This window comes from Rhodococcus sp. D-6 (genome assembly GCF_040256695.1).
Classification (GTDB): Bacteria; Actinomycetota; Actinomycetes; order Mycobacteriales; family Mycobacteriaceae; genus Rhodococcus; species Rhodococcus pyridinivorans.
On record NZ_CP132970.1, the window covers coordinates 4,327,774 to 4,343,506 of the forward strand.

A 15,733-nucleotide genomic window follows, 5' to 3' on the forward strand; every position below is an offset into this window, starting at 1 on the left:
CTTGTCGACGGTGAGAGGAAGACCATGAGCGATTCGTCCGTAACCGTGGTGCACAACGCCGAGAAACAGAGGTACGAAGTCCGGGACGACGCCGTCGTCGGATACACCCAGTACCACCCCGACGACGACGGCCGCCTCGTCTTCGACCACACCGAGATCGACAAGGGTTACTCCGGTCAGGGACTCGGAGGCAAGCTCGTCGGTTTCGCCCTCGACGACGTCCGCGAACGCGGCAAGCGCATCGTCGCGATCTGCTCGTACGTCGACAAGTTCATCGAGAAGCACCCGGACTACCGGGATCTGACCGACTAGACATGCACGCGGGCGCTGGTCAGTTCCCCGCGCGGTTGCGCAGGTCGAGTGCGACGTCGGTGATCATGTCCTCCTGCCCACCGACGAGGCCGCGACGGCCGATCTCGACGAGGATGTCGCGGGTGTCGAGACCGTAGATGCTCGCGGCGGTCTCGGCGTGACGCAGGAAGCTCGAGTACACGCCGGCGTAGCCGAGGGTGAGGGTCTCGCGGTCGACCTGCACCGGACGGTCCTGCAGCGGGCGCACGAGATCGTCGGCGGCGTCCTGCAGCCCGAACAGATCGCACGAGTGCTTCCAGCCGAGCAGGTCGGCGACGGCGACGAAGGGCTCGATCGGGCAGTTGCCGGCACCGGCACCGTGTCCGGCCAGCGACGCGTCGACGCGGATGACGCCTTCCTCGACGGCACACACGGAGTTGGCGACCGACAGCGACAGGTTCTGGTGCGCGTGGATGCCGATCTGCGTGGTCTCGTTCAGGACCTCACGGTAGGCACGCACACGCTCGCGAACACCGTCCATCGTGAGGCGTCCGCCGGAGTCGGTGACGTAGACACAGTCGGCGCCGTAGGACTCCATGAGCTTCGCCTGGCGGGCGAGCTCCTCGGACGGGGCCATGTGCGACATCATCAGGAAGCCGGACACGTCCATGCCCAGTTCCTTCGCCGCGGCGATGTGCTGCGCGGAGACGTCGGCCTCGGTGCAGTGCGTCGCGATGCGCACCGACCGCACGCCGATCTCGTAGGCACGCTTCAGCTCGTGGACGGTTCCGATACCGGGCAGGAGCAGCGTGGTGAGCGTGGCCGAATTGATCGCTCCGGCAGCGGCTTCGAGCCACTCCCAGTCGGTGTTGCTGCCGGGACCGTAGGTCAGCGAGTGACCGGCGAGACCGTCGCCGTGGGAGACCTCGATGGCATCCACACCAGCACGGTCGAGCGCACCGGCGATCTTCGCGACGTCCTGTGGCGTGATGCGGTGGCGGATGGCGTGCATGCCGTCGCGCAGGGTCACGTCCTGGATGTACAGAGCCGTTCCGTCGCCTGCGAATTCGCGAGTCGTCGTCGTTGCCGCGGTCATGCCGTCACCTGATCCTTAGTGCGTGCCGCCACGGCGCGTGCGACCTGCAGCGCCGCGGAGGTCATGATGTCGAGATTGCCCGCGTACTCGGGCAGGTAGTGCGCTGCGCCCTTGACCTCGAGGAACACTGCGACCTTCCACAGAGGGCCGGTGTGGTCGGTGAGCGTCTCCATGGGCTCGGTGACCTCGGTGAACTGCACCTCCTGCTTGAGGGTGTAACCGGGCACATATTCCTGGACCTTCGTGACCATCGCCTCGACGGACGCGACGATCTCGTCCTTGCGGTCCTCACCGACGAGAGCAAGCACGGTGTCGCGCATGATCATCGGCGGCTCGGCCGGATTGAGGATGATGATCGCCTTGCCGCGCGTGGCGCCACCGATCTTCTCGATGGCCTGCGAGGTGGTCTCGGTGAACTCGTCGATGTTGGCGCGGGTACCGGGGCCGGCCGACTTCGAGGAGATCGAGGCGACGATCTCGGCCCAGTGCACCTTGGTGACCTGCGAGATGGCCGCGACGATCGGGATGGTGGCCTGACCACCGCAGGTGACCATATTGACGTTCGGGGCGTCGAGGTGCTCGGTGAGGTTCACCGGCGGCACCGTGTACGGGCCGATCGCGGCCGGCGTCAGGTCGATGAGCATCTTCCCGTGCGGGCGCAGGACCTTCTCGTTGTACTCGTGGGCCTTCGCCGAGGTTGCGTCGAAGACGATCTCGATCTCGTCGAAGCGCGGGTGCTCGACGAGTCCTTCGACACCGGTCGAGATGGCGTCGATGCCGAGGCGCTTCGCCCGTGCGAGGCCGTCGGATTCGGGGTCGATGCCGACGAGGGCGACGGTTTCGAGTTCGGCGTCGGCCAGTCGCTTGATCTTGATGAGCAGGTCGGTGCCGATGTTGCCCGACCCGATGACGGCAACCTTGGTGGTCATGAGTTCTCCTGTGCGGTGGAGCTTTCGGAAGAGAAACGCGCGGTGACGGTGCCGAGCGAGGAGATCTCGGCGCGGACCGTGACGCCGGGCGGCGCCGGAACCATCGGGCCGAGTGCCCCCGACAGCACGACCTGCCCTGCGCGCAGGGGCTGCCCGAACTCGCGTGCCGTGCGCGCGAGCCACAGCAGGGCGTTCAGCGGATCGCCGAGGCAGGCTGCGCCGTTGCCCTCGGAGACGAGCTCGTCGTCGACGTACATCCGCATGGTGGCGTCGATCGGCTCGAACTCGTCGAGGGTGAGCGTCTGCGAACCGAGCACGTACAGGCCGCTGGATGCGTTGTCCGCGACCGTATCCGTGATCTTGATGTCCCAGCCGGCGACGCGGCTGTCGACGATCTCGAGAGCGGCAACCGCGTGGCCGACGGCGGCGCGGACGGTCGCGAGATCGAGATCGTCCGAGTCGAGGTCGGCGGAGAGGACGAAGGCGATCTCGGCCTCGGCCTTCGGCTGCAGCAGGCGCTCACTGGGCACCTCGTCGAGAGCGGTGACATCCATGTCCTCGAAGAGGACACCGAAGTCGGGGCGGTCGACACCGAGCTGCTGCTGCACCGCCGGGGAGGTCAGGCCGATCTTGCGTCCGACGATGCGGGCACCTTCGGCGAGTCGGCGGTCGGTGAGCTGCTGCTGCACCGCATACGCCAGGTCGATGTCGGTCTCCCCGAGCAGGTCGCGGACCGGACCGCACGGTGTGGAGCTGCGTGTGGCCTCGATGAGACGGTCGGCCGCCGCACCGGCGATGCGGGTGCGATCCGCCGCTGATGTGGTGTTGGAGCTGGTAGTCATCACGTCCTCGTCGTTCGATGGATTACGACCATCGTGGCGGCGAGGTCCGCCCCCGTACAGGGGGTCGTTCCGGTGAGTGGAACGTGCGCGCTCAGAGGTTGCGAATGGCCTCGCGGCGGGCGTGGGTGGCGGCGATACCCGCGGCGGCGGCCTTCACCGCTCCCTCGTGCTTCTCCGGACGGAACCGGGTGACGGGACCGGTGACGCTCACCGCCGCGATGGGACGCTCGTCCGCGTCGAGGATCGGGGCGGCGACACAGGCCAGGCCGACCGCGGACTCCTCGAACTCGAAGGCCACCCCGCGCTCGAGCACGGTCGCGAGATTCGCCCCGAGCCGCCCGGGGGTCGTGATGGTGCGGGGAGTCTTGCGCGCCAATCCGGCCTCGACCACCTCGGCCAGCAGCTCCGGTGGGGAGAACGCGAGAAGAGCCTTGCCGATCCCGGTGCAGTACATGGGCATTCGCCCACCGATCCGGGACGGCGTGGACGCGGGGCGATGTCCGCCGATCTTCGAGACATAGACGACCTCGACACCCTCGGGGACGCCGAGGTGCACGGTCTCGTGGGTGCGCTCGTAGAGGTCCTCCATGAACGGGATGGCGACCTCGACCAGGCCCCGCTCGAGGGAGGCGCGCAGGCCAAGTTCGAAGAGCTGCCCGCTCAGGCGGTAACCGGCCGGGTCCTTGTCGAGCAACCGGACGGCGACGAGGTCGCCGACGACGCGGTGCAGCGTCCCCTTCGGCAGACCGGTGCGTCGACCCAGTTCGGCGAGGGTGAGGACGTGGTCGTCGGCGGTGAACGCCCACAGCACGGTGACGACCTTGCCGAGCACCGTGTTGGTGTCCACCCCGTCGCCCGGCGGGCGGGCATGCACCGGCGACTCGCGCTGTCCTTCCACGTGGCTCAGGTTAGGACACCAGCACCGTGTGGCGGTCGGGACCCACAGCCGCCCGGACCCGGTGCCCGCCCCTGGCATCCTGGATGTGTGACCGAGCGCAAGCGGTGGGATCTGACGTTCGAGACGTGGATCGAACGGCAGATCCGCGTGGCGCAGGACCGGGGCGATTTCGACGATCTGCCCGGTTACGGCAAACCCATCCCCGACCACGGCGACGACGAGCTGTGGTGGGTGAAGAGTTATCTGGCGCGCGAAGGTCTTTCAACGGAGGCTCTGCTGCCGCCCGAATTGCAGTTGCGGCGCGAGATCGAGCGGCTGCCCGGCACGGTCGGGTCGGCTCCCAGCGAGAAGGTGGTGCGCGAGATCGTCTCCGATCTCAACCGGCGGATCGCCGACTGCCTGCGGTTCCCGAGCGGACTGCCCGTGCCGATCCACAAGGTCGACGCCGAGGAGATGGTGGAGGTGTGGACCGTCGAGCGGGCGCGTCGTCGTGAGGAGGCCCGCACGGCTCTGAACTCGACGCGACCCCGGCTCGAAACGGAGTCCGAGGCCGGGGCCGTGCGCAGGGGGTGGATCTTCCGGTGGTTCCGCAGGCGGAACCGGCCGGTCGTCAGGGAAGGGTGAGCGGTGCTCCGGTCGCGGCGCGCACCTGCTCCTCGGTGACGCCGGGGGCGCACTCGGTCAGGACGAGGCCGTCGGCGGCCACGTCGATCACCGCGAGGTTGGTGATGATGCGCTGGACCACGCCCTCACCGGTGAGCGGCAGCGAGCACTCCGAGACGATTTTCGGGTTGCCCTGCTTGTCCGTGTGCTCCATGAGCACGATGACCGTGCGGGCGCCGTGGACGAGGTCCATCGCCCCGCCCATGCCCTTGACCATCTTTCCGGGCACCATCCAGTTGGCCAGATCGCCGGTGGCCGAGACCTCCATGCCGCCGAGCACGGCGGTGTCGATGTGGCCGCCGCGGATCATGCCGAAGCTCAGCGCCGAGTCGAAGAAGGCAGCGCCGGGGTTGACCGTCACGGTCTCCTTGCCGGCGTTGATCAGGTCGGGATCGACCGAGTCCTCGGTGGGGTACGGCCCGGTGCCGAGGATGCCGTTCTCACTGTGCAAGGTGACGTGCACACCCTCGGGCAGGTAGTTGGGGATCAGGGTCGGCAGGCCGATACCGAGGTTGACGTACTCCCCCGGCGCGAGTTCCTGCGCGGCGCGCGCGGCCATCTGTGTGCGCGTCCAGCCGAGTGTCTCGACAGCTGTGGTCATGTTCTACGCTCCCTTCGCGGCGCTGACGGTGCGCTTTTCGATCTGCTTGTCCTGGACACCGGTGTGCACGAGCCGGTTCACGAAGATTCCCGGCAGGTGCACCTCGCCCGGATCGATCTCGCCCGGCTCGACGAGTTCCTCGACCTGGGCGATGCACACGCGGCCGGCCATCGCGGCGAGCGGGTTGAAGTTCATCGCGGCCTTGTTGAACACGAGGTTGCCCTCGGTGTCGCCTTTGAGGGCGTGCACGAGCGAGAAGTCGGCGGTGATGGACTCCTCGAGCACGTACCGCTTGCCGCGGAACTCGCGGATCTCCTTCGCCGGCGACGCCACGGCGACCGATCCGTCGGCGTGGTACTTCCACGGCAGTCCGCCCTGTGAGATGGGGGTGCCGACGCCGGCGGGGGTGAAGAAGGCGGGGATGCCTGCGCCACCGGTGCGGAGCTTCTCGGCGAGGGTGCCCTGCGGGGTCAGCTCGACCTCGAGCTCACCCGAGAGGTACTGCCGGGCGAATTCCTTGTTCTCCCCGACATACGACGCGGTGACCCGGCGGATGCGCTTGCTGCCCAGCAGGATTCCGAGACCGTGGCCGTCGACGCCGCAGTTGTTGGAGAACACCTCGAGGTCGGTGGCCCCGGCGTCGGCGATGGCCTGGATCAGGATGTCGGGGATACCGCACAGTCCGAATCCGCCCACCGCGAGCGTCGCACCGTCACGGATGTCGGCGACGGCCTCCGCCGCCGTCTCGAACACTTTCGTTGCCAACTCTCACCTCTCGGGTTTCCGGGGGAGCCGTCGGGCTCCGCTGGACGAATCACGTCCACTGGATGAACGCAGTCGCATGCTTGGTTTCTACTAAAGAGTCTGCAGGTGGCGAACACAAGTACCTGCCTGAATCTCTCTGAAATTGATCGTTCATCGAACAGAGACGCTATATGCGTTCACTGAGTGGACGTAGAATCGAGGCATGTCGTCCGATGCACGGGGTCAACTGGTCGCGCGGATCGCCGCCCTGCTGCGCACCGTCTCGTCGCACGAACCGGAAGGGGTGACGACCTCGGAGGTCGCCCGCACCACCGATCTCGCCCGGCCCACGGTGCACCGGCTGCTCAGCTCGCTCGCCGACGAGGGGCTCGTCGACCGGGATCCGGCGTCGGGACGCTGGGCCCTCGGACCCGAGCTCTACCTGCTGGGATCGCTCGCCTCCGTGCGCTACGACATCACCGATCTCGCGGGCGACGTGCTGCGCGATCTGGCGCGCGCGACCGGCGAGAGCGCATTCCTCTCCGCGCGGCGGGGCGACGAGACGGTCTGTCTGGCGATGGAAGAGGGCAGCTTCCCGCTGCGTTCGCACGTGCTCCACATCGGGATCCGGTTCCCGCTCGGGGTGGCGTCGGCGGGGCTGGCGATCCTCGCGCACATGCCCGATCAGGAGATCGAGGCGCATCTGTCGCGGGTGGATCTCACGCAGGATTGGGGACCGGACCACGCGCGACCCGCACTGGAGAAACGGATCGAGACGACACGGCTGACCGGCTACGCCGTCAATCCGGCACTGATCGTCGAGGGCAGTTGGGGAATGGGCGCCGCGGTGTTCGATCACCGCGGCGCCCCGACCTGGGCGTTGAGTCTGACCGGCGTGGAGAGCCGGTTCCGGCCCGATCGTGTGCCCGAACTCGGTGAGGCGCTGCTCGACAGCGCCCACCGTCTCACTCAGTTGTTGCGTCACCGTCCCCGGTGACACGCGGTCATGCCGAGGCGGCGGCCGACGCGCGCTGCAGCACGCGTTCGGCGTGGCGCAGCACCGGGGCGTCGACCATCTTCCCTTCGAAATCGAAGACGCCGCGTTCCGATTCGGCGGCCTCGAGAACGCGCCGCGCCCACGCCTCCTCCTCGGGGGTGGGCGCGTACGCCCGGCGGACGACGTCGACCTGGCTCGGATGGATCGACACCTTGATGTCGAATCCGACCGCCACGGCGTCGAGCGCCTCCTCGTACAGGCCGTCGGTGTCCTTGATGTTCAGGTACACCGAGTCGAGCGCCCAGCGGGCGTGACCCTTCGCGGCGAGCAGGGTCACCGACCGGGCGTGTTGCGCGACCGCGCGGTACGTCCCGTCGGCGTGACGGCTCGCGTTGCCACCGAGTCCGGCGACGAGATCCTCGGCACCCCACATCATTCCGAGGGTGTTCTCGGCGACGGCGATGTCCTCCACCGCGAGCACCCCGAGGGGCGACTCGATGAGCGCGACCACCTCGAGCGGTGCGAGCGAGCGCACCTCGTCGCCGCTCTCGCACTTGGGCAGCATGACCCGCGTGTACGACGTGCGGCGCAGTGCCTCGAGATCGGCCTCGTGGTCGGCCGTGCCCACCGGGTTGACCCGCACCACGGTGCGTTCGGGGTCGAGCGGAGTGGCGATCAGCGCCTCACGGGCCGCCGGCTTGTCGGCCGGCGCGACGGCATCCTCGAGGTCGATGATCACCACGTCGGAACGTTCGGCGGCCTTGGCGTAGCGCTCCGGACGATCGGCGGGACAGAAAAGCCATGCGGGGCCGGGGAGTTCCCAGGTCATGTCGTGGGCCTCTTCTGGACCAGGGTCTTGCGCACGGCGACGGCGACGACATCGCCGTGCTGGTTGCGACCGGTGTGTTCGAGGGTGACGATGCCCTCCCCCGGCCGGCTCTTCGACTCGCGCTTGTCGACGATCTTCGTCTCGGCGTAGAGCGTGTCGCCGTGGAACAACGGCTTGGGGAAGGAGATCTCGGAGAACCCGAGATTCGCGACGATCGTGCCCTGCGTGAGCTGGGCGACCGACAGTCCCACGAGCGTCGAGAGCGTGAACATCGAATTGACCAGACGCTCACCGAAACTCGTCTCGGCAGCGTATGCGGCGTCGAGGTGTAGCGCCTGCGTGTTCATCGTCTGCGTCGTGAACAGCGTGTTGTCGGCCTCGGTGATCGTCCGGCCGGGGCGGTGCTCGTAGATCGCGCCGAGTTCGAACTCCTCGAACCACAAACCACGCTGGACGATCCGCTTCTCCACGGTGGTGTCGGTCTCGCTCACAGTCCCAGCTCCCGTCCGATGAGCATGAGCTGCACCTCGGTGGTGCCCTCACCGATCTCGAGGATCTTGCTGTCGCGGTAGTGGCGCGCCACGGCGTACTCGTTCATGAAGCCGTAGCCACCGTGGATCTGCGTCGCGTCGCGCGCGTTGTCCATCGCGGCCTCGGACGCGACGAGCTTGGCGACGGCGGCCTGCTTCTTGAACGGCTTGCCGGCGAGCATCGCGGCGGCGGCGTCGTAGTAGGCGGTGCGTGCGGCGTGCGCACGTGCCTCCATGCGGGCGATCTTGAAGGCGATGGCCTGGTTGTTGCCGATCGGGCTGCCGAACGCCTCGCGCTCCTTGGCGTACTTCACCGATTCGTCGACGCAGCCCTGCGCGGCGCCGGTCGACAGCGCGGCGATGGCGATGCGGCCCTCGTCGAGGATGCGCAGGAAGTTGGCGTAGCCGCGGCCCCGCTCGCCGAGGAGGTTCTCCTCGGGCACCCGCACGTCGGCGAAGGTGAGCGGATGCGTGTCGGAGGCGTTCCAGCCGACCTTGTTGTAGGCGGGTTCGGCGGTGAAGCCCGGCGTGGAGGTCGGCACGAGGATCGTGGAGATCTCCTTCTTGCCGTTCTCCCGCACATCGGTGACGGCGGTGACGGTCACGAGCGAGGTGATGTCGGTGCCGGAGTTGGTGATGAACTGCTTGTTGCCGTTGATGATCCACTCGCCGTTCTCGAGCTTGGCGGTGGTCTTGGTGCCTCCGGCGTCGCTGCCCGCACCCGGTTCGGTGAGCCCGAAGGCCGCGAGGTTGCGGCCGCTCGCGAGCTGCGGCAGCCACTCCTGCTTCTGCTTCTCGTTGCCGAAGCGGTAGATCGGCATCGCGCCGAGTGAGACACCGGCCTCGAGGGTGATGGCGACGGACTGGTCGACCTTGCCGAGTTCCTCGAGCGCGAGGCACAGCGCGAAGTAGTCGCCGCCCATGCCGCCGTACTCCTCGGGGAACGGCAGGCCGAACAGGCCCATCTCGGCCATGCCCTGCACGACCTCGTAGGGGAACGAGTGCTCGGCGTCGTGCTTGGCGGCGACCGGCGCGACCACCGTGCGGGCGAAGTCGGCGACCGTCTTGCGCAGCTGCTCGTACTCGTCGGGAAGTTGGCCCGTGGCCAGGTATTCCGTCATCACTTTGTCTCTTCCGTGTCGGCGTGCGGGGTGATTCGCACGAGAAGTTGATCGACCTTGACCTGCTCACCGGCTGCCGCGAACAGTTCGACGGTGCCGTCGATGGGGGCGGTGAGCGAATGTTCCATCTTCATGGCCTCGACGACGACGAGCGTCTGCCCGGCCGTGACGGTGTCGCCGGGGGCGACGGACACCGCGATGACGGCGCCGGGCATCGGGCTCGTGATGTCGGCGTCGCCGGCGTGGGCGTCGCCGCCGCGCACCGATGCCTCGCGCACCTCGCGGACGGCGACGCTGCCGTGGCCGTCGGAAAGCCAGACCGCACCGTCGGATTCGCCGACGCGGTAGCTGTGACGCCGGCCGTCGAGCACGACCGCCAGAGCGGAGCCGTGCAGCACGGCGCTGAACCGGTAGGTCTCGCCGTCCTCGACCTCGGCGACACCGACCGCCGGAGTTCCGGTCAGGCGCACATGTGCGGTGCGGTCGCCGGAGGTGAGCCGCGACGTGACGGGCCGGTGGGCACCGACGCGCCATCCGTCGGGCACCGCCCACGGATCGGTGATCTCGCCCGCCCAGCGGTCGAGCCACCGCAGGATCGCCGCGGCGACGAGCGTGGAATCGGCGGTCGTGGGGGCGGTGTAGTCGCCGACCCGGCGGTCGAGGAGTCCGGTGTCGAGCGCACCTGCCACGACGTCGTCGTCGGCGAGCAGGAAGCGTACGAAGTCGACGTTGGTGACGACGCCGAGCACGGCGGTCTGTGCGAGCGCCCGGTCGAGGCGGCGCAGCGCTCCGGCGCGGTCGTCGGCGTGGGCGATGACCTTGGCGAGCATCGGGTCGTAGTCGCTGCCGACCACGGTGCCGGCGCGGATGCCGGAGTCGACGCGCACGCGGGGACCGGTGACGTTCCCCGTCGCTGCGCTCGCCCCGAAAGGCTCGACGACATCGACGATCTCACCGCCGGTCGGGAGGAAGCCGCGAGCCGGATCCTCGGCGTAGACGCGGGCCTCGATCGCGTGGCCGGTGAGGGTGATGTCGTCCTGGGTGAACCCGAGCGGCTCGCCCGCGGCGATGCGCACCTGCCACTCGACGAGGTCGAGGCCGGTGACCATCTCGGTGACCGGATGCTCGACCTGCAGTCGGGTGTTCATCTCCATGAAGAAGAACTCGTCCGGCTTGTCGGCGGAGACGATGAACTCGACGGTGCCGGCGCCGGTGTAGTCGACGCTGCGCGCGGTGTTGCACGCGGCCTCACCGATGCGGGCGCGGGTGGCCTCGTCGAGCAGCGGGGAGGGCGCTTCCTCGATGACCTTCTGGTGCCGCCGCTGGAGACTGCACTCGCGCTCGCCGAGGTGGACGACGTTGCCGTGCGCGTCGGCGAGGATCTGGACCTCGATGTGCCGGGGGCGCTGCACGAACCGTTCGAGGAAGAGGGTGTCGTCACCGAACGCCGACGCTGCTTCGCGGCGGGCGGATTCGAGCGCGGCGGGCAGATCCTTCGGGTCCTCGACGAGGCGCATGCCCTTGCCGCCACCGCCGGCGGACGGCTTGACGAGCACGGGATAGCCGACTTCCTCGGCGCCCGCGATCAGTTCGTCGTCGCTCAGTCCGGGCCGGGAGATGCCGGGCACGACGGGAACGCCGAACTCCGACACCGCGGCCTTGGCGGTGATCTTGTCGCCCATGGTCTCGATGGCGTGGGCGGACGGGCCGAGGAAGGCGATACCGGCAGTGGCGCACGCGGCGGCGAAAGCCGAATTCTCCGAAAGGAATCCGTAGCCGGGATGGATGCCCTGTGCACCGGTGGCGAGCGCCGCGTCGATGACCTTGTCGATCACCAGATAGCTCTCGCGCGCCGCGGCGGGTCCGAGCAGCACCGCGGTGTCGGCCTCCTGCACGTGCCGGGCGTCGCGGTCGGCCTCGCTGAACACGGCGACCGAGCGGATGCCCATCGCCTTGAGGGTGCGGATGACGCGCACCGCGATCTCACCGCGGTTGGCGACCAACACCGTGTCGATCCGAGTCGTATCAGTCATGGGTGCACTCACATCCGGAAGACGCCGTAGGAGACCGGCTCGAGCGGGGCGTTGGCGCACACCGACAGTGCCAGTCCGAGAACTTTTCTGGTGTCTGCGGGATCGATGATGCCGTCGTCCCACAGGCGCGCGGTCGAGTAGTAGGGATTGCCCTGTTCCTCGTACTGGGCGCGGATCGGAGCCTTGAACTCCTCCTCCTGCTCGGCCGTCCAGGGCTTGCCCGAGGCATCGAGCTGGTCGGAGCGCACCGTGGCCAGCACCGAGGCGGCCTGCTCGCCGCCCATGACGGAGATGCGGGCGTTGGGCCACATCCACAGGAAGCGAGGCGAATACGCGCGACCGCACATCGAGTAGTTGCCGGCGCCGTACGAGCCGCCGATGACGACGGTCAGCTTCGGCACCCGCGCGCACGCGACCGCGGTGACCATCTTCGCGCCGTGCTTGGCGATGCCGCCGGCCTCGTAGTCGCGGCCGACCATGAAGCCGGAGATGTTCTGCAGGAACACCAGCGGGATCGAGCGCTTGTCGCACAGTTCGATGAAATGCGCTCCCTTGACGGCGGATTCGCCGAAGAGAACGCCGTTGTTCGCGATGATGCCGACCGGGTGGCCGTGGATGCGTGCGAAGCCGGTGACGAGAGTCTTGCCGTATTCGGCCTTGAACTCGTGGAAGCTGCTGGATCCATGGCCGTCACCGCCGGCGCCGTCGACCACACGGTCGATGACCTCGTGCACGTCGTAGGGGATGCGCGAGTCGGTGGGCACCACGTCGTACAGCTCGGTGGGGTCGGCCTCGGGTTCGACGGTGGGTTCGACGTCCCACGGACGCGGGTTGCGCGGACCGAAGGTGGAGACGATGTCTCGCACGATGCGCAGCGCGTCGCGGTCGTCCTCGGCCAGGTGGTCGGTGACGCCGGAGACCTTCGAGTGCAGGTCGCCGCCGCCGAGCTCTTCGGCGGTGACGACCTCGCCGGTCGCGGCCTTCACCAGCGGCGGGCCACCGAGGAAGATGGTGCCCTGGTTGCGGACGATGACGGCCTCGTCGCTCATGGCGGGGACGTAGGCGCCGCCGGCGGTGCACGAGCCCATGACCGCGGCGATCTGCGGAATCCCCTTGGCGCTCATGGTGGCCTGGTTGTAGAAGATGCGGCCGAAGTGCTCGCGGTCGGGGAAGACCTCGTCCTGCCGCGGCAGGAAGGCGCCACCGGAGTCGACGAGGTACAGGCACGGCAGGTTGTTCTGCAGCGCGACTTCCTGCGCCCGCAGATGCTTCTTGACCGTGATCGGATAGTAGGTGCCCCCCTTGACGGTGGCGTCGTTCGCGACGATCACGCACTCGCGGCCGGCGACGCGGCCGATGCCGGCGATCATGCCGGCGCCGGGGCACTCGTCGTCGTACATGCCGTCGGCGGCGAGGGGCGACAGTTCGAGGAACGGGCTGCCCGTGTCGAGCAGTTCGTCCACGCGGTCGCGGGGAAGCAGCTTGCCGCGGGCGACATGCCGCTCCCGGGCTTTCTCGCTGCCACCCAGGGCTGCGGCAGCGAGCTTGTCTCGGAGCTCTCCGACCAGCTGTTCGTGCTGGTCGCGGCTGGTTGTCGAGGCCGTCTCAGCGGTTGTCACGGACACCATCCTCGGTAGATCGACTAATCGCCATTAACTGAAATCTAGGTTAGTTATGATTAACCGAGTTGTCCAGACCACACCGAGCGGAGATTTTCATGACCGAGTCCGCGATCGACGTCTCGACCGCCTCGGGACGCCCGACGCGGCGTAGCCTCGCCAAGGCGGAACGCCGACGGGACCTCCTGCGTGCCGCGGCGCACCTGATCGCCGAACGCGGATTCCCCGGGGTCCGCCTCGAGGATCTCGGTGCGGCCGTGGGGATCAGCGGTCCCGCCGTGTACCGGCACTTCCCCAACAAGGACGCCCTGCTCGTCGAGATCCTCGTCGAGATCAGCCGCCGCCTCCTCGCAGGTGGCACGCAGGTCGCCGAGACGACGCCCGACCCGCGCGACGCCCTCGAGGGCCTGGTCGACTTCCATCTCGACTTCGCGCTGGGCGAGCCCGATCTCATCCGCGTGCAGGACCGCGAGTTCACGTCCCTCCCCGACGAGGGGCAGCGGGAGGTGAGGGTGACCCAGCGTCGCTACGTCGAGATCTGGGTCGACGCCCTGCGCCGCATCGACCCCGCACTGCCCGAATCCGATGCGCGCACGATGGCGCACGCGACCTTCGGACTCATCAACTCGACACCGCACAGCGCCGACCCGCGTTCCCCCGAAGGCACCCGCGCGGTGCTGCGACGCATGGCACTGGCAGCTCTCGCCGCGACCCCCTCGGCTCTCGCGGCAGAGCCGTCACGAACGGAGACCGCATGAGCTACTTCGAACGACTCGGCCCGACCTCCTTCCGCGCCACCGAACATGTCGGTGGGGCGTGGAACGAGGCGGAGCAGCACATCGCTCCCGCTCTCGGGCTGATCGCCCACGTCGTCGAATGCGACCGCGACGCGCGGCGCGACGACGACCTCACGATCGGACGCCTGTCGTACGACATCCTCGGCACCGTGCCCGTCGGTCCCGTCGTCACGACGGTCGAGGTCCTGCGGCCCGGACGCACCATCGAACTCGTGGAAGCGACCCTCGCCTACGACGGGCGCGCGATCGTGCGTGCGCGCGCGTGGCTGATGCAGACCCGTCCCACCGCGGAGATCGCCGGCACCACGCTGCAGCCGATTCCGACGCCCGAGGACTGCGAACCCTGGGACCCGACGACGCTGTGGCCGGGAGGATTCATCGACTCGGTGGAGGTGCGCCGCGTCTCGACCGCACCCGGACGGGCCTCGTTCTGGGTGCGCACCGGTCTCCCGCTCGTGGAGGGCGAGAAGGTCAGCGATCTCGCCGCCACGGCCGGCCTGTTCGACATCGCCAACGGCATGGCGGTGCGTGCCGATCCGAGAACGGTCGCCTTCCCCAACGTCGACCTGACCGCGCACCTGTTCGCCGAACCCCGCGGTGAATGGGTCGGCTTCGATACGTCGGTCTCGTTCGGCGCCGACGGCGTCGGCCTGACGAGCACGGTGCTGCACGATGCGACCGGACCGATCGGCACGATGTCCCAGATCCTCACGGTGCGGCCGATCTGAGCGGCCACACCGATCCGGTGACCTCGGGGTTCGGTGACCTCAGCTCAGCAGCGCGGACGCGAGCTGCCGGTAGCCCTCGCTCGGGAAGGTGAACGGATCCGCGGTGAGCACCTGGATGGCGACCTCGTCGGCACCGGCGGCGTAGTGCTTCTCGATGCCGGCGACGACGCTGTCGAGATCGCCCCACGGGATGAGCACGTCCATCAGGCCGTCGCTGCCACCGTCGGCGAGGTCCTCGTCGGTATACCCGAGACGACGCAGGTTGTTCGAGTAGTTCGGCAGCGCGAGATAACCGCGCATGTACTCGCGGGCGATGTAACGCGCAACGGTCTCGTCGGTTTCGAGGACGACGGCCACCTCGGGCGCGAGCAACGGCTCCGAGCCGAGGGCCTCACGCGCAACCGCCGTGTGCGCGGGCGGAACGAAGTACGGATGGGCTCCTGCCGCGCGCTCGGCGGACAGCTTCAGCATGCGCGGGCCGAGCGCCGCGAGGACCCTGCGATCGGTGGGCACCGGCGTCGACGCCACATCGAGGCCGTCGAGGTACTCGACCATCCGGCTGTAGGGCTTGGTGTAGCTGGTGTTCTCCCGCGCGTCGACGACGGGAGCGTGACTCGTTCCGACGCCCAGCAGGAAACGACCGGGATACCGCGACTCCAGATCGGCGACCGCAGCCGCCGTGGTCTCCGGGTCGGCGTGCCAGATGCTGATGATGCCGCTCGCCAGCTCGAGCGTCGTCGTCGCCGCGAGCAGTTCACCGTAGACGGAGGGGAAGCCGTCCTTGAATCCGCCGGACGTCCACAACCGGGAGTACCCGAGCTCCTCCAGTTCGCGGGCTGCATCGAGCGCCTGCTCGCGAACCTTCCGACTGAGCCAGAACGCGCCACCCCACACACTCACTCGTCGTGTCATGCGACCGACCCTAGTCGCGTTCCGGCACTCGGTGCAGCCGGTTCGGCCCGTGGCCGGATCGGAACGGCTCCACCGGTCGGCTACAGTTCGCATTCGGGTTCAA

Annotated in this window: 17 protein-coding genes; 5 read left to right on the forward strand and 12 right to left on the reverse strand. The window is 68.4% G+C overall.

The window, feature by feature from the left end:
• Positions 1–24: 24 nt before the first annotated feature.
• Entirely contained in the window at positions 25–312 is a 288-nt protein-coding gene (locus RBB84_RS20295; protein WP_350246657.1) for a GNAT family N-acetyltransferase, read from the forward strand.
• Between the two features lie 19 nt (positions 313–331).
• Here RBB84_RS20295 and dmpG read toward each other — a convergent pair whose 3' ends face one another.
• The 4 genes from dmpG to RBB84_RS20315 all read right to left on the reverse strand — a co-directional run bounded on the left by dmpG (position 332) and on the right by RBB84_RS20315 (position 4,005).
• On the reverse strand, positions 332–1,387 hold the full coding sequence (gene dmpG / locus RBB84_RS20300) for a 4-hydroxy-2-oxovalerate aldolase (RefSeq protein ID WP_252173415.1): 1,056 nt from the start codon (positions 1,385–1,387) through the stop codon (positions 332–334).
• Positions 1,384–2,316 (reverse strand): acetaldehyde dehydrogenase (acetylating), encoded by a 933-nt coding sequence (locus tag RBB84_RS20305; RefSeq protein ID WP_350246659.1) that lies wholly within the window; start codon positions 2,314–2,316, stop codon positions 1,384–1,386. The genes dmpG and RBB84_RS20305 overlap by 4 nt, the downstream gene beginning before the upstream one ends.
• The gene (locus RBB84_RS20310) at positions 2,313–3,158 is read right to left on the reverse strand and encodes a fumarylacetoacetate hydrolase family protein (protein WP_033097531.1); all 846 of its coding nucleotides are present in this window, start codon (positions 3,156–3,158) and stop codon (positions 2,313–2,315) included. The genes RBB84_RS20305 and RBB84_RS20310 overlap by 4 nt, the downstream gene beginning before the upstream one ends.
• 91 nt (positions 3,159–3,249) lie before the next feature.
• A complete protein-coding gene (locus RBB84_RS20315; protein WP_033097576.1) occupies positions 3,250–4,005 on the reverse strand; it encodes an IclR family transcriptional regulator in 756 nt (251 codons plus the stop codon).
• A 138-nt stretch (positions 4,006–4,143) separates the two neighbouring features.
• Here RBB84_RS20315 and RBB84_RS20320 point away from each other — a divergent pair, with 138 nt between their 5' ends.
• A complete protein-coding gene (locus RBB84_RS20320; RefSeq protein ID WP_024102428.1) occupies positions 4,144–4,680 on the forward strand; it encodes a DUF1992 domain-containing protein in 537 nt (178 codons plus the stop codon).
• Here RBB84_RS20320 and RBB84_RS20325 read toward each other — a convergent pair.
• Positions 4,667–5,320 (reverse strand): CoA transferase subunit B, encoded by a 654-nt coding sequence (locus tag RBB84_RS20325; RefSeq protein WP_024102429.1) that lies wholly within the window; start codon positions 5,318–5,320, stop codon positions 4,667–4,669. The two genes, RBB84_RS20320 and RBB84_RS20325, sit on opposite strands and share 14 nt — an antisense overlap.
• 3 nt (positions 5,321–5,323) lie before the next feature.
• Positions 5,324–6,085 carry a CoA transferase subunit A gene (locus tag RBB84_RS20330; protein ID WP_350246662.1) on the reverse strand — a complete coding sequence of 254 codons (762 nt, stop codon included), beginning with the start codon at positions 6,083–6,085 and terminating at the stop codon, positions 5,324–5,326.
• Positions 6,086–6,287: 202 nt separating this feature from the next.
• On the opposite strand from RBB84_RS20330, the gene RBB84_RS20335 reads away from it, so the two are divergent.
• The gene (locus tag RBB84_RS20335) at positions 6,288–7,061 is read left to right on the forward strand and encodes an IclR family transcriptional regulator (protein WP_019290591.1); all 774 of its coding nucleotides are present in this window, start codon (positions 6,288–6,290) and stop codon (positions 7,059–7,061) included.
• A 7-nt stretch (positions 7,062–7,068) separates the two neighbouring features.
• On the opposite strand, the gene RBB84_RS20340 is transcribed toward RBB84_RS20335, so the two are convergent.
• Genes RBB84_RS20340 through RBB84_RS20360 form a run of 5 tightly spaced genes read right to left on the reverse strand, consistent with a single transcriptional unit; the run spans position 7,069 to position 13,202 of the window.
• Positions 7,069–7,890 (reverse strand): CoA ester lyase, encoded by an 822-nt coding sequence (locus RBB84_RS20340; protein WP_064060045.1) that lies wholly within the window; start codon positions 7,888–7,890, stop codon positions 7,069–7,071.
• The gene (locus RBB84_RS20345) at positions 7,887–8,381 is read right to left on the reverse strand and encodes a MaoC family dehydratase (RefSeq protein WP_019290589.1); all 495 of its coding nucleotides are present in this window, start codon (positions 8,379–8,381) and stop codon (positions 7,887–7,889) included. Before RBB84_RS20345 ends, RBB84_RS20340 begins: the two co-directional genes overlap by 4 nt.
• Positions 8,378–9,541, reverse strand: coding sequence for an acyl-CoA dehydrogenase family protein (locus RBB84_RS20350; RefSeq protein WP_024102433.1), 1,164 nt, complete (start codon positions 9,539–9,541; stop codon positions 8,378–8,380). The genes RBB84_RS20345 and RBB84_RS20350 overlap by 4 nt, the downstream gene beginning before the upstream one ends.
• Entirely contained in the window at positions 9,541–11,574 is a 2,034-nt protein-coding gene (locus RBB84_RS20355) for an acetyl/propionyl/methylcrotonyl-CoA carboxylase subunit alpha (RefSeq protein ID WP_350246664.1), read from the reverse strand. Before RBB84_RS20355 ends, RBB84_RS20350 begins: the two co-directional genes overlap by 1 nt.
• A gap of 8 nt (positions 11,575–11,582) precedes the next feature.
• Positions 11,583–13,202, reverse strand: coding sequence for a carboxyl transferase domain-containing protein (locus RBB84_RS20360; RefSeq protein WP_064256805.1), 1,620 nt, complete (start codon positions 13,200–13,202; stop codon positions 11,583–11,585).
• Between the two features lie 89 nt (positions 13,203–13,291).
• On the opposite strand from RBB84_RS20360, the gene RBB84_RS20365 reads away from it, so the two are divergent.
• The gene (locus RBB84_RS20365; RefSeq protein ID WP_006550756.1) at positions 13,292–13,951 is read left to right on the forward strand and encodes a TetR/AcrR family transcriptional regulator; all 660 of its coding nucleotides are present in this window, start codon (positions 13,292–13,294) and stop codon (positions 13,949–13,951) included.
• The gene (locus RBB84_RS20370) at positions 13,948–14,718 is read left to right on the forward strand and encodes a thioesterase family protein (protein ID WP_006550757.1); all 771 of its coding nucleotides are present in this window, start codon (positions 13,948–13,950) and stop codon (positions 14,716–14,718) included. The genes RBB84_RS20365 and RBB84_RS20370 overlap by 4 nt, the downstream gene beginning before the upstream one ends.
• Positions 14,719–14,757: 39 nt before the next feature.
• On the opposite strand, the gene RBB84_RS20375 is transcribed toward RBB84_RS20370, so the two are convergent.
• The gene (locus RBB84_RS20375; RefSeq protein WP_198387744.1) at positions 14,758–15,630 is read right to left on the reverse strand and encodes an LLM class F420-dependent oxidoreductase; all 873 of its coding nucleotides are present in this window, start codon (positions 15,628–15,630) and stop codon (positions 14,758–14,760) included.
• Positions 15,631–15,733 lie beyond the last annotated feature (103 nt).